The sequence below is a fragment of the Dolichospermum lemmermannii CS-548 genome (assembly GCF_028330815.1).
Taxonomy (GTDB): Bacteria; Cyanobacteriota; Cyanobacteriia; order Cyanobacteriales; family Nostocaceae; genus Dolichospermum; species Dolichospermum lemmermannii.
Genome location: NZ_JAQMTJ010000064.1, coordinates 1 through 13,908, shown reverse-complemented (window position 1 = coordinate 13,908; position 13,908 = coordinate 1). Strand labels below are relative to the sequence as shown.

9 protein-coding genes and 2 pseudogenes are annotated in these 13,908 nt (G+C 36.8%); 6 read left to right on the top strand and 5 right to left on the bottom strand.

From position 1 onward, the window contains the following. Positions 1 to 132 precede the first annotated feature (132 nt). The 4 genes and pseudogenes from PN450_RS03735 to PN450_RS03720 all read right to left on the bottom strand — a co-directional run. Positions 133 to 396: a hypothetical protein gene (locus PN450_RS03735; protein WP_271835461.1), complete on the bottom strand. Its 264-nt coding sequence runs from the start codon at positions 394 to 396 to the stop codon at positions 133 to 135. 295 nt (positions 397 to 691) lie between these two features. Beyond that, complete coding sequence (locus PN450_RS03730) at positions 692 to 1,831, bottom strand: glycosyltransferase family 9 protein (protein ID WP_271835460.1); 1,140 nt, start codon at positions 1,829 to 1,831, stop codon at positions 692 to 694. 126 nt (positions 1,832 to 1,957) lie between these two features. Further along, a complete protein-coding gene (locus PN450_RS03725) occupies positions 1,958 to 3,436 on the bottom strand; it encodes an HlyD family secretion protein (protein WP_271835459.1) in 1,479 nt (492 codons plus the stop codon). A gap of 137 nt (positions 3,437 to 3,573) precedes the next feature. Continuing rightward, positions 3,574 to 5,007 (bottom strand): annotated as a pseudogene (locus PN450_RS03720) (peptidase domain-containing ABC transporter); the annotation flags it as partial. Between the two features lie 52 nt (positions 5,008 to 5,059). Between PN450_RS03720 and PN450_RS03715 the strand changes: the two are divergent. The 6 genes and pseudogenes from PN450_RS03715 (at position 5,060) to PN450_RS03690 (ending at position 12,534) form a co-directional block, all read left to right on the top strand. After that, positions 5,060 to 7,045 (top strand): hypothetical protein, encoded by a 1,986-nt coding sequence (locus tag PN450_RS03715; RefSeq protein WP_271835458.1) that lies wholly within the window; start codon positions 5,060 to 5,062, stop codon positions 7,043 to 7,045. Further along, complete coding sequence (locus tag PN450_RS03710) at positions 7,036 to 8,394, top strand: CHAT domain-containing protein (protein ID WP_271835457.1); 1,359 nt, start codon at positions 7,036 to 7,038, stop codon at positions 8,392 to 8,394. The genes PN450_RS03715 and PN450_RS03710 overlap by 10 nt, the downstream gene beginning before the upstream one ends. Next, complete coding sequence (locus PN450_RS03705; RefSeq protein WP_271835456.1) at positions 8,395 to 10,023, top strand: formylglycine-generating enzyme family protein; 1,629 nt, start codon at positions 8,395 to 8,397, stop codon at positions 10,021 to 10,023. A gap of 502 nt (positions 10,024 to 10,525) precedes the next feature. After that, the gene (gene avd, locus PN450_RS03700; protein ID WP_271835455.1) at positions 10,526 to 10,879 is read left to right on the top strand and encodes a diversity-generating retroelement protein Avd; all 354 of its coding nucleotides are present in this window, start codon (positions 10,526 to 10,528) and stop codon (positions 10,877 to 10,879) included. A 124-nt stretch (positions 10,880 to 11,003) separates the two neighbouring features. Beyond that, a pseudogene (locus tag PN450_RS24030) lies at positions 11,004 to 12,188 on the top strand (reverse transcriptase domain-containing protein). 7 nt (positions 12,189 to 12,195) lie between these two features. Then, complete coding sequence (locus PN450_RS03690) at positions 12,196 to 12,534, top strand: hypothetical protein (protein ID WP_271835454.1); 339 nt, start codon at positions 12,196 to 12,198, stop codon at positions 12,532 to 12,534. Positions 12,535 to 12,544: 10 nt separating this feature from the next. Here the strand turns inward: PN450_RS03690 and PN450_RS03685 are convergent, their stop codons facing one another. Further along, positions 12,545 to 13,609 (bottom strand): metal-dependent hydrolase, encoded by a 1,065-nt coding sequence (locus PN450_RS03685; protein WP_271835453.1) that lies wholly within the window; start codon positions 13,607 to 13,609, stop codon positions 12,545 to 12,547. Between the last annotated feature and the right edge of the window lie 299 nt (positions 13,610 to 13,908).

Here is a 13,908-nt window from a genome sequence, read left to right as displayed (position 1 = left end):
CCTTGCATATGCCGTAATGAATGGGGTTAAAGCTAGGGGAGAAAAAGGACAATACAGTACAGAACGTATTCATTTTAACAAAAATAACCATTCTTAACTTTTCGTTACATAGTTAGAAACTTTTCCGCCGACCTACTTATCAATATCAGGTTTAGTGAATGGATTTTGTTGAGTTTTTGGCACTACCTGATCTGATTCTGCTTCCGCTTGTTCAGGGTCTGTATTTTGTTCTGTTTCTGTCGGGGTTTGTGATTCAGTCTCGGCTGCGGGGTTTGCTGTCGGTGTTTGTCGTGGTTGAGCGATTTTTATGGAGTGCTGTGCGATCGCTATGGAGTGATTTGCTATTCCTAATGGAAAAATTACAATTGATAAAATTATGAATAATTTGATTTTCATGGAACTAAAAACCATTGACTATTCATACATTTTATACAAAAAATCCCCAGCTATAAAAACCAGGGAATTGCTGAATTAATAATGATCCTTGCACAGGATGTTTTGATTTGAATAATCAAGTTCAGATAGAGGCTGAAACAACGGTAAGTAAGTTGGCGTTAAACAATCAACATATGTAACGAAATGTAAATTCGACAAATACCTTATAGATAGGTTATTTAAGGGTTTTTACGAAAAAAATGTATATTGATTTTATCGTGCCGACTTACTTGTATCAATAGTTTGAAAATTAAGTTCACAAACCTTTACAACGTGTCCTTAGCAGACTCTGGAGATAATCGATAACTTGCTGAGGAGATAGATGGCTCATACAGGGGTGGTCTGGCAGAAGACAGGACTTATTGCTAAAACGATGCTCCTGACACAAGGTACATTTGAAGGTTGAAAGCGCTAGATGTACGTGAGGTTGTCTTGGCTTCCACAAGTGTATTGGACTAGCTCCATCGCCGTCAACATCATTACCGAAAAGAGCAATTGTATGACATCCTACCGCAGATGCAATATGCAATGGACCTGCATCCACTGAAATGAAAGCTTTGGTTTGAAGAAATGCGCCTGCCAGTTCTAATAGTGATGTTTGACCTCTGAGATCAATCAAAGCAGTAGTTTGTAACAACTCGTCTTCTATAGAACCTGCATTGTACAGCGTTTTCTGTATCTTCGGCGCACTACCTACTAAACCAATACTCAGTCCTTGTGCTGCACACCACTCAATAACCTGCTGCCAAGCGTGAATCGGCCAGAGTTTAGCAGGTCGGGTAGCTGTCACATGAATTAGCACATCGGGTACAGGAAAATTAGGTTGTTGACTAGGCAGTTCTAGCTTGAAAAAGTCGGTTTCAACATAGGCTAAACGACAGAAAATTTCCCCAATGTAGTTGCTCTGAATCACTCCTTGATGCCGTTTTAGCAATTCAGAACTATTCCAATCTTGATCGTGGAGCAGGCGTTGAATTGAATTTGCATTTTCACCTCCATCGAACTTTTGCTGAAAGTCTTGTGTCAGAGCCGCTCCTGTCACATACAGTGGACGTAGGGCAGTTGTCATCACTAGGTTGATGGGGCTGAATTCATCACAATTAATTACTAAATCGTAAGAACCTGCAACTTGTTGCCGTTGATGTACTACTTGCGCTAACTGCGCTAAGATATCATCACGAGCGCTATACAAAGAAAAGCGCCAATTAATGTAGGGACAATAGAGTTCAAAATCTTGGGTTACGTCACTGCCAAAAAAATCCAACGTGCAATCTGGATATTTTTCTTTCAGACCTCGCAGTAAAGGGGTAGTTACTACATAATTACCAACTTTGCTGGAGCCGAATACGGCAAGATGGGGATGGGGGCGTAAGGATTGATCGACAAAGACCTGCATATTTAGCTACCTAATTCTCGTGTTAAGCAACTCTTAGAATTTTCAAAAACTAGTGGCTTTCAAAGTTGTATGTTTGCGCTGCTTTGATTTAATTTTTGATTCTCTACAAAGTGTACATAAAAGAAGTCAAGAGTCTATTATCAACCTGGCTTGCCTCAGAAGAAATTGAATACAACTTTCCTCGGTGGAAATAATATCTACTCTTCCCTCCATTCCTAATTGAATGGTACATTTCTTATTACCTTGATTTAAAGATAAGCTTTCTGGCTCAATCATCACTTCATACACAGTTGTGTGGGTAATAGTAGAATCACTATTGCTTTGAGGAATGATAGCATCTGGAGAAATTGAGCTAACCACGCCTTTGACGGTGCCGTAATCTGGATAAGGACAGGCAGATACTTGCAACTGCGCTTTTTGACCTTTCTTGACTTTGCCAATGTCCTGAGCGGCAACTAGAGCCTTAATAAGTATCTGGGTCTTGTTAGGAGCAACTTGGGCAATTTCTTCTCCTGTTCTCACCGACTGACCAGAGTTTCGCAGGTTGAGCTTGAAGAGGATACCATCATCTGGGGCAGAAATCACAGTCTGGCTAAGATCGATTTGCACTTGTTGGAGTTCACGAACATCGCTTAAACGCTGTTTTTCAATTTCAATTCGCTGCTGTATCAGGGATTCTCGTTCTCTGTTTATGGTAGCAAGGGTGGCTTGACCACTTGCTTTTTCTAAATAAATACGCTCAAATGCGATTACAACTTCCGATTGACTGGGATAAGTAGCAGCTTTAGCACGTTTAATTCTAGTGTAAACAGATTTAACCACTTCTCGCTGTCGCTCTATCTCTTGTTTTTGCGCTGACAAAACTCCTTTTTGTAACTCAACTGCTTGCTCTTGTTGCTCAACAGTTAATTGTGCTTCTTCCAATTGATTTAAAGAAAAGGCTCCGGATTTTGCTAAAGGTTTATATCGATCTCGCCTGGATTTAGCTGCTTTAAAAGAAGCCAACGCTGACCTTAAGCTCGCAAGATTTGACTGAAACTCAGCGTGAGCTTTTTGCAACTGTGATTGGGCTTGCTTAAAATTCGCCTCAGCTTCTTCGACATCAGCAGCAGCAGTAATTTTAGTATCTCGATACTCCCGATTGCGTCTACTAAGTTCAGCTTCAGCCGAAGCAATAGCACGCTTGTTGCGTTCAGTTTCTGCCAAAATCTGAGTATCTATAGCGCGAATTTGAGCATTAAGTTGAGCTAATTGTAGCTGTGCTTGCTGAATATTGCTTTGCAGTTGGCTCTTTTTAGTTTGAATGCGAGAATTGTTGATGACGGCAAGCACATCTCCCTTTTTGACTTCTTGATTTTCTACAACCAAAACGCGGGTAACCGTTCCCTCTGTAGTAGCCTGAACAATTCGCAATTCACCAGCCGGACGGACGGTTGCTGCTGCTTTAACACTGATTTGATATTTAGTCACAGAGGCAAGTGTAACAACTAAGCCCACACAACCAACAATAAACAATCCGCCTAGAGTCATCCAACGGCTAATCGGTGGTAAAAACTGGTTTTCTCGAACTGTAGGTAAAAAATTTTGCGGAGGTGTACTAGCCATGATGTTTAATAGATGGTGTGTACTTTAGCTCAAATTTGGTCAAAAACTTTACTAGAGAGTTTCTACTAAAGATCCTTACAAAATCTCCTATTAATTGGTTGAGTAATAATCATTCAATCCAAAATAAAAAATCGATATTAGGGAATTAGGAAGTCCAAGTGGTCTCCATCTATTGAGATTAAATCTTGGGGAGAACCCTGGATTTTAAATTGCCCTTTCTCTAGTAGCACAATCCAATCTGCTTGCCGGATTACTCTTGGACGATGGCTAATCATAATAGTGGTTTGAAGACGGCGATGTTCCAGCAGCCGCTCTAGAATTTGAATTTCACTCACCGGATCGAGAGCACTAGTGGATTCATCTAAAATCAGCATTGGCGGGTTATTAACAATGGCTCTGGCGAGTGCTAATCTTTGCCTTTGCCCACCGGAAATGTTGGCACCAAATTCTCCTAATACGGTTTGATATTTTTCAGGTAATTTACTGACAAATTCATCTGCGCCAGTAATTTGACAAGCTTGAACAATTTGCTCAAAGCTGACATCAGGAGTACCTAAGCGAAAGTTTTCAATAATTGAACGACTCCAAAAATGAGGTTCTTGAGGAACAAGAACAATTTGTTGGCGAAGACATTCAAGAGACAGGTCTTGTAAATTATACATACCAATACGAATATTACCAGATTGAGGTAAATATAATCCAGTAATCATTTTAACTAAGGTACTTTTACCACAACCTGATTTACCGATCAATGCGGTAATTTTACCACCAGGAATTGACACGGAAAAATCTTGTAATAAGTCAACTCTACCAGAGTGATGAAAGTTGAGATTCTGGCAAACAATATCAGCATTGCTAGGTATTTTTGTAAAAGGCTTTCTGATATCTTCTTGTTCTTCAGATGTCGCATCGATAACTTCTGAAAGGCGCTCTGCTGCGGTTTTAGTACGGATGAATTGATCCACAAATCCCACCAAAGTAAGCACAAAAATCGCCAAATTCCGATTCATGCTGTTAAGTGCCAACAACTGACCAATTGTTAATTCTTTACCAATCACTAGGGCACTGCCAAACCATAGCAAGGCAATGCTACCAAGAACAAAAACTAACCTAGAGAAGATGTTATTGACTACAGCGATTTGAATTGTGCCGAAAGCGAGATTGGCAAGACTACCAAAACGAGTTTGGAATTCCTCCCAAAATTGAGGTGCAGCATTTGTAGTTTTAAGGGTGAGTGCGCCTTTGAAAGTTTCAACCAGAACGCCTTGGTTTTCTGTTTCTGTGACTAAGAGATTGCGGGTTTTTTGTTCTAATGTAGGTAGGAATATCACTGTGGAAAGAGGCATTAAAAATGCGAGTATACCTGCAATAGCGGTAAGTTTCCAGCTATAAAACAACATGAATCCCAAAGAAACTAGGGCGATAAAAAATTGACTGGGCAGATTGACGAAGACTTGGGCAACTAACTGGTTAATTGCTTGAATATCCTGGAGTCTACTAGTGATTTCGCCACTGCGACGAGATTCGTAGTAACTCAGGGGAAGGTTTAGGATTTGTTGTCCGAAGTCGAGGGGAGGATGATAACAAAGTTAAGGAAATTCTGAAACTTAACACCGATTCAGAATGAAATTAAATCCATCTTTAAAAGCTAAAATCGAAAATCCTTTAATAAAATCCCTTTGCTGTGTAGCACTTAATCGAGGATTGCGGAGTATTTTGCTGTTTGATATTTCTCCTGTGGATTTACAGCAGATTACAGGGGTTTTAATTTCTTTACTCAAAGCAGTTACAGAATGTGGAATTGTACCAATTAAATTGGGAACATTTGAATCAGAGGATGATTTGTGGGGACAAATAGGGTTATGGGGTGAATTAGAAAACCAAGCTTTTAAATGGCAATCTGGGTTACTGGGTAAGACAGAAAATGATCAGGAAATTCGATTAGTAATTATCCCTGATTTAACAAAGTTAAGTTTAGCAGCAATGAGAGCTTGTGTTGTACTCATGGGAGCAGATGTTGTACATTTAGAGCGTCATGGACAAAATCTATATTGGCAACCCAATCTTTGCTGGTTAGTGGGTTGTTCAAGTCAGCCAGAAGAAATAGGTAAGATTTCTCCTCATTTATTAGATAGGTTTGCAATCCGTCTTAATGGAAAAATTAATAACAATACAGATAGGGTAAGTCAAATTAAACAATTATTAAATGATGAAAGATTAGAACAAAAGTTATTGTTTCAGGAAAGGGAAATTGAACCGGAATTGCAACAATGGTTAAAACAGGTTAGCATTTCACAACCAAAGATGACACTAAAGGCTTTAGAGAGGATTTTAGACTATACTTCTACCTCAACAGTGTATCATCGTCGAGAACTGGCTTTAGCTCGGTTTTCTAGCACTTTGGCTCAATTAGAGGCAGAAAAGCAAGTAACAGTTGCTCATGTGGATAGAGTAGCGAAAATGATTGGGTTAAAATTAGAGCAAGAGATAAATAATCCCAATAACCAAAATATAAATATCATACCGATACCAGGAATTGACTCACTTGAAAATGAACTCAAGCCTGAACCCAGTTTAGAATTAAAGGATAAATTAAAACCAAACTTAGGTGATAATGATCCAAAAAAAGAGAATGAATTAACTATTTATCAAGGAGATAAACCTCAATCTTTTCCAGATATATCTTTACCAAATATTGAGCCTTTAGAGAATCCTTATATAGAGGATATTGCACCTTTGGAAAGAGAAATGGCTTCTCTAAAATTTCCTACTCGTCGGTTTAAATCAAAAGCGATCGCTCATGGCACAATTATTGGAGTGGAAAAAAGTAGCACGGTACAAGATTTAGCCATTGTCAGAACATTATTAGAAGCAGCTAAATTTCAGAATATTCGTCAAAATAATCATCTTAATAGTCATCGAAAACTAAAAATATCACCTACAGATATATATCGCCATCGTCGCGCGCCTGTTGCTGAACAGATGTTAATGATGTTACTAGATTATACTTGTTTAGAATCTTGCCAATGGGAAGAACAATTATTTCCCTATATCAGTTGGGCTTATACACAAAGAGCAAGTATTGGTATCATGCAAGTGGGTATTGCTACTGATTCAACAATATTAAAAGAGGAAGAATTAAAACTTAGCATTAATTTTGAGGAATTACGAGCTAAAAAAATATCTGCTCAAAATGTTCTTGTTCCTTCTATTAATATCGCTCTTGATTTAGAAAAAACTAAAAAAGGTAAAGCAACACCCTTAGCACATGGTTTTGATTTAACCCTACAAACTCTTCGTCATGCTCTACAACATGGCAGAAATACCATCCAAAAAGCGGTTTTAGTTGTGATTAGTGATGGACGAGGAAATGTTCCTTTAGAAGCAAGTCATTTAGGAGAAATCAAACCACCTGTGGGACGAAAAGGATTTGAAGATGCTTTAGAAATTGCTCAAAAAATTGGCAATTTAGACAATGTAGAAGTGGTATTTCTCAATCCCCAATCAAAGCAATATCCTGATTTACCATTATCATTAGCAAAAGAATTAAGGGCAAAAGTTGTTGCTATTCCACCCTTGGAAACTTGGGAGGTGGTAGAATGGGAATAAATCCAATTCAACAACTAAAAAATAACCAAAGTTCTTTTAATTATCAACTGCAATCTCAAGCAAAATCAGCAGATAAATTATTAGAAAATAATAATAATTCAGAAATTGATGAAATAGAAAGATTAAGCAAGGAAAACAATAAAGATTTTCAAACTATTTTTAGGATTAAAATAGATCAAAAGTTTAAAGAACAAGTGGCTACTTTAGAGGTCAACTTAGAAGACGATGACAGCATACATATTCGCTTTTGTCACGCATTATTTGAACCAGGTGGACAAGTAATTAAAATTACTGATGCTCCCGAAATATCTTTTGATAAAATGATGAGAAGTGTTAAGGATAATACAACCCTTGTAAATAAGAGCAGAGATTTTATTGGAACAATGCGACAACTTTCCAAAAAAAATGGAAAAGCAAGTCAACTAACATCTTGCTTGAGAACATTACAAAAAAAACTACAGGATGAATTTCAACATCAACTATCATATTTAATTATTTATGATTTGACAACTTTTGAAATTCCTTGGGAAATGCTAGAAATTAAAAAGGATGAGTATTTGGGTGCTTCAATAGTAACAGTACGATGGCAAGATATTATAGATCAAAATGATTGGGATAACGAAAACAGATTAATCAATTTAGAAATTGAAGAAAATAACTGTCGTGGTAAGATGGTTGCTTATTTGAATAAAAATTTGAATAAAAAAGACCCTAATGAGGTCAATCTAGAAAAGCAAACTATTGAAAAATTTCAGCCTATTTTACATGATAATATTAATGAGTTTTTGTTATTTTTAAATTCCTCAAAACCAAACATTAGCTTAATATTTATAGCCAGTCATGGCTTTTATGAAGATGATGAATCTACAAAAATTAATGATTCTACAATTAGATTAGGAGCAAATGATCCTAAAGAACAAATATCTTTAAGTGGGTTATCTGCTTACAATTTTAATTGTTTAACTGAGATTTCTATTATTGTGTTTATCAATGCTTGTCATTCTGGACGTTTGCATAAAAATGATCCTTTGAGAATTAAAGAATCCAAAATTTTTTCTGGTTTTCCTATATTTTTTTTAGAAAAAGGAGCAAAAGGAGTTATCGGAACATTATATAAAGTAAAAAATGAATATGCAGTAATATTTTCCCAGAATTTTTTTGCAGAATATGAAGCAAACAATGGGCTTTCTGTAGCTAAAATTTTAAAAAATATTAGAGAGAAAGCTGTTAAAGAATATATAAATAATCCAGACACAAAAAATATGCTTTTATTTTTTTATACCTTTATGTATATCTATTATGGCAACCCTATGACCACACTTGACATTATTCCCCATGAGGAAAATTAAATGACTGATACTCAACAATTACCCATATCAATTCAACCCACAATTAGCTATCCTCAGCAAGCAGAAGTAGGTAAAACCTATTTAATGACAATTGATTTAATACAAACAGGTAATTGTGAGGAGTGGAATTATGAAGAAGAGGAATATCCCATTTATTTTAGAGTAGATACTACTCCATTATTTAAGAATAAACCCATAGATGAACCCGCAGTTGTTTTACATCGCTTTGGTGGAACTTATGGCGCTGCAAAGTTTTTCTTAACTGCCGCAGATAAGGAAATGAAAGGTGAGATTAGAGTAACTTTAGTCAGTGCTTGGGGTGTACCCCTGAAAATGTTGCGGTTGCAGAATGTATCTATTACTAAAGAAAATATTAATACCCCACAATGTGTTATTATAGAACAAGAACCACCACCACCAAAAATTTCTAATAAAACTTTTAAAGTTAAAACCATCATTCTCATAGATGATTCTATCAACCCACAAACTTTTGATTTTCAAGTTGCAGTTATAAAAGTTAATCAATCTGGTCAATCTAATAGTAATAATATTCTAGAACAAATTAACGAAGCAGTATTTAACCACACAGAAAAATATTTAACTGATATTGAAAAGCAATTATTAAATGGCGCATTAGAAAAATTAACCTATAAACAAATTTATAACCAAATTAGAGAATCAGCAAATTACCCAGAATCAGAGCAGCAACTTAGCAATAGTATTGCTAAACCATTGTGGAAAGTCTTAACAGAAATAATTGGCGAAAAAGTCACCAAATCAAATGTTAAATCTCTCATTAATAAATGGTCTGCTAGTTCCCATCTAACTATTGACCATCATTCAGCACAAGCCACAGGTTTTATTCAAGACTTAGCTAACGACACTCAACTAGAAATGATGTTAATTCCCGGTGACACTTTTATCATGGGTTCTCCACCAGAAGAATTGGAACACCAAGAAGATGAAAGTCCCCAACATTCTGTCACAGTCCAACCCTTCTTTATGGGTAAATATCAAGTCACCCAAGCACAATGGCGATTTGTTGCTCAGTTACCCCAAGTGAACCGTGAGTTAGAGCAAGATCCATCTAACTTTAAAGGTGATAATCGTCCTGTTGAAAAAGTGTCTTGGTATGATGCAGTTGAGTTTTGCGATCGCCTTTCACAATATACAGGTAGAACCTACAGCCTCCCCAGTGAAGCAGAATGGGAATATGCCTGTCGAGCAGGAACAAAGACACCATTCCACTTTGGAGAGACGATAACAACGGATTTGGCTAACTATGATGGTAACTATACTTATGGTCAAGGATCTAAAGGAGTTTATAGAGAAGAAACAACAGAAGTAGGGAGCTTTGAAGTAGCTAATAATTTCGGATTATACGATATGCACGGCAACGTCTGGGAATGGTGTCAAGACGATTGGCATAGTAACTATGAAGGTGCGCCTACAAATGAAAGCGCATGGCTAGATAATGAAGAGAGTAGTGATTTTAAACTGCTGCGCGGTGGTTCGTGGAGCAACATTCCTGATCATTGCCGTTCTGCTTGTCGCGACAGCTACAATCTCGCTTACCTCAACATCACTCTTGGTTTTCGGGTTGTATGTAGTGGTGCGGCGAGGACTTGATAGCACTATGCGCTTTTGCCCTCTTGCTCTTTTCTTGTCTTATCCCTCTCGCATAGCGAGAAAAATTTTTTTGTCAGAATCAGGATATCCACCGATTAAAGGATGAACAGGATGAAACCAGGGATTTTATATTGTCAGCTTGCGACGTATAACTAACAACCGGAATTTTAGTCGGTTTCAACCGACTTCAGCTATGAGACAGAGAATTTATTCTCTGGCGTTGTTGATACTAACGATACTAACTTCCATTCTCTGGCGTTGTTGATACTAACTTCTTGGTTTATTTTGTCAAAAAATCATCAATTAATCTCAGAAAATCAGGATTTCCTGGGTAGAAAATAATTTTTTATTTCTATTTTTTATCAGCTATACTATAAACAGTATGACCAAAGAAAATTAATTTACTAAAAAACAATTATTGCTTAGTAAAAACTTTGTGTATGTTAAGTAAATTAACTTAATGTTGAACCTTAATAATTTCAAAAAATTAATTAGCAGTTAAATGGAAGAATTACCGATTATCCAAAAAACCTATGATTTAATTAAATGGTATGTTCCCATTCTTAACCGTCTTCCCAAAGACCATAAATTTATATTAGGAGACAGAATGATAAAAGAATTATATGAACTACTTGAAGGTTTAATCATTGTTCGTTATGCAAAACAAAAATTAATTCAGTTAGAGTCCCTAAATAGTCAATTAGACATTATTCGCTATCAAACCAGACTATTACTAGATTTTCAGCTAATTCCTATTCATAGATATGAATATGCTGGCAAAGCAATCAACGAGATTGGTATGGAATTAGGCGGTTGGATTAAACAACAAAATAAACGTCCAGTCATTAAAAATTAGTAACCTGTCTGAATCAGGTGGTTATCGAGCGATAGTCGAGATAATGTCCAGGATTAAAGGATGAACAGGATGAAGATTTTATCACCAATCACCTTTTCCCCAATTACCAATTACCAAAAATCCTATGAAACGCTATGGTAATCTTTATGCTCAAATAGTTGAGTTTGAAAATATATTAGCATCAGCCAAAAAAGCCCAAAAAGGTAAAAGATTTCGATATAATGTTTTAGAGTTTAATTATAACTTAGAAAGTGAATTAAGTAAATTACAACAAGAGCTAATCAATAAAACTTATCAACCAGGTGAATATAGAACATTTTATATTAAAGAACCAAAAACGAGAATGATTTCCGCCGCACCATATCGAGATAGAGTGGTACATCATGCCTTATGTAATATTATTGTTCCCTTAATTGAACCAACATTTATCGGTGATTCCTATGCAAATAGGGTAGGATTTGGAAGTCATCGGGCTTTACGTCGTTTTACTAAATTTGCGCGTTCTAATCGCTATATTCTTCAGTGCGATATCCAAAAGTATTTTCCTAGTATTGACCATGAAATTCTCAAAACTTTGCTACATAATAAATTAAAATGCCCGGATACACTTTGGTTAATAGATAGTTTAATTGATAACAGTAATGAACAGTTTCCAGTAGTTGAATATTTCCCAGGAGACGAATTATTAACGCCATTAGAAAGACAACGGGGTTTACCAATTGGGAATCTTACCAGTCAGTTTTTTGCTAATGTCTATCTCAACTAAGTAAGTCGGCACGATAAAATCAATATACATTTTTTTCGTAAAAACCCTTAAATAACCTATCTATAAGGTATTTGTCGAATTTACATTTCGTTACATATGTTGATTGTTTAACGCCAACTTACTTATTTAGATCATTTTGTTAAAGACAAGTTAAAAGCGTGGAAATATCTGCGTTATGTTGATGATTTTGCCTTATTTTCAAATGATAGAGAATTTTTGACAGATGCTAGATATGCTATAGAAGAATACCTAACAGAATTAAGACTAAAAATCCATCCTATCAAGAGTCAATTGTTTGAAACAAAGTATGGTACTAATTTTTTAGGTTTTCGCATCTTACCAAACTGTATTCGAGTCTGTGCAGAAAACTTGCGTAGGGCAAGACGCAGACTTAAAAATATGCAAAGTAATTATATTCAAGGTAAGATTGAATTAGAGAAAATATCCCAATCAATTCAAAGTTGGTTCGCTCATTTGGAACATGGTGATACTTGGCAATTACGCCAACAGATATTTACTACTCTTGCCTGGACAAGAGAGTAGAGAAGGGATGGGCTATTTTAACTGCTGCGCGGTGGTTCGTGGAACAACAATCCTGAAAATTGCCGTTCTGCTTATCGCAACAACAACAACCTCGACAACAACAACAACAATATTGGTTTTCGGGTTGTATGTAGTGGTGCGGCGAGCATTCTTCTGTACCAGAACTGGCGGGTGGGAATTCGTCGGGCGTGTCAAAGAAGAGTCCAGACCTGTTCCTGTGATGTCGGTAACGGCATCCGAAAATCAAACTGGATTGGGTAGCTTGGTAGGTGTCAAAGCCGAAGACTTGCCCAACCCAACCCTTATGCGCGGGGGTTTTTACGGCTATCTCAGTGCTATCCTGTAATGATTCATAATCATTGACTACTAACAATTGACCGGATTTGTAAACTACCACTTGCGAATTCATCCCCCAAGAATTTCATCACAACTTTTAATGGCGCAGCTTCCAATTTTATATTACTAGGTGATGCGTCAATAAACTTAAATTGATAAGGGTCACGAGGTAAAACTGAAGTATCGAAGTCTTCCACCGATAAATCACCGCTAATAAATACATTTGTATTAGTACGGCTAAATTTAGCGATCGCCTCCCCAACAACCTGATCTTCCACAAATACCGATTCAATGGTAGTAATAGCAGCTTTACCAACATCTGCTGTAATTTGTTCAATAATAATTTGACTATCAGGGTCAGTTGCGGCTTTATATAGTTTATTTGTCTTAGGTTCAAGAACTATAAAACCAGTCCCATTAGGTTGAATAATCTGAAATTGGCCATCAACTTTTGACCGATCGCCCGCTCTGACCCCTTTAATATTGGCAACAATTTTATGAGTGCTTCCCGAACTATTGTACACACCCTGTACCCCTGATGTAGAGGCAATTAGACGGTTAAACTGGGTTAAAATTCCCCCCTTACTATTGATGCTAAATGCTGATAATGCGATCGCTATTAAAATACAAAGTATAAAATATTCAGCATTGCTGCCAGTCTTTAATCTCAAATTCCGATTCCCAGGACAAACACACCTAACAGGTGAAGGCCAGAACATCTCCACACCACCGCGAGTAAAACAATCGGCAAACCAGCCAAAGGTGTACCCAATGGTTAACGCTGAGGCTATAGGAATAAATTGGGGAATAAATATTGCTGTTCCATAGGAGGCGATTCCTACGGAGCGCTTCGCTATCGCCACCACTGCACTGGCAATTATAGAATGAGTCATACTTCTATGGGGCATTGTCTCTTGAAAATAGCCAGAAATCCAAGGAAAGATTTTACCTGCTGGAGAAGTAGAAACATCAACATCTGGGAGTAGACCAGCGATCGCCCCCACAGCAATTAAAACCGGGTCAGCGGTTTGCAGTAATAAACTGGATGCAGTCCCACTAATTAGTAAATGTGAAATTCCCAACATTATCTAATTCTCCTTTCCTCACTTGGTAAACTGTAAAGCAGTCGGGAGAGTCCCAAGAATATAGCCGCAGCGATGCCACCAAATATATAACCCACATTCCGCACCCCAAACTGTCACAGATCAAAAAAGCCCTTAAAGTAGTACATAATAACTAAAGCTAATTCAAAAATTAAGATGCTTAATGAGAATAAGTAGCATTAAAAGGGACGTGGTGTGATAAAGTGAAACTTGGTAACAAAAGAAAAAAATGAATTGATAACCAAATAAGAAATAATTGATGACAACAGAAGTATTAGAGG

Coding starts and splice junctions, on each gene's coding strand:
- PN450_RS03730 (WP_271835460.1), bottom strand. CDS start 1,831: ATGCAGGTCTTTGTCGATCAATCCTTACGCCCCCATCCCCATCTTGCC.
- PN450_RS03735 (WP_271835461.1), bottom strand. CDS start 396: ATGAAAATCAAATTATTCATAATTTTATCAATTGTAATTTTTCCATTA.
- PN450_RS03725 (WP_271835459.1), bottom strand. CDS start 3,436: ATGGCTAGTACACCTCCGCAAAATTTTTTACCTACAGTTCGAGAAAAC.
- PN450_RS03715 (WP_271835458.1), top strand. CDS start 5,060: ATGAAATTAAATCCATCTTTAAAAGCTAAAATCGAAAATCCTTTAATA.
- avd (WP_271835455.1), top strand. CDS start 10,526: ATGGAAGAATTACCGATTATCCAAAAAACCTATGATTTAATTAAATGG.
- PN450_RS03685 (WP_271835453.1), bottom strand. CDS start 13,609: ATGTTGGGAATTTCACATTTACTAATTAGTGGGACTGCATCCAGTTTA.
- PN450_RS03690 (WP_271835454.1), top strand. CDS start 12,196: ATGGGCTATTTTAACTGCTGCGCGGTGGTTCGTGGAACAACAATCCTG.
- PN450_RS03710 (WP_271835457.1), top strand. CDS start 7,036: ATGGGAATAAATCCAATTCAACAACTAAAAAATAACCAAAGTTCTTTT.
- PN450_RS03705 (WP_271835456.1), top strand. CDS start 8,395: ATGACTGATACTCAACAATTACCCATATCAATTCAACCCACAATTAGC.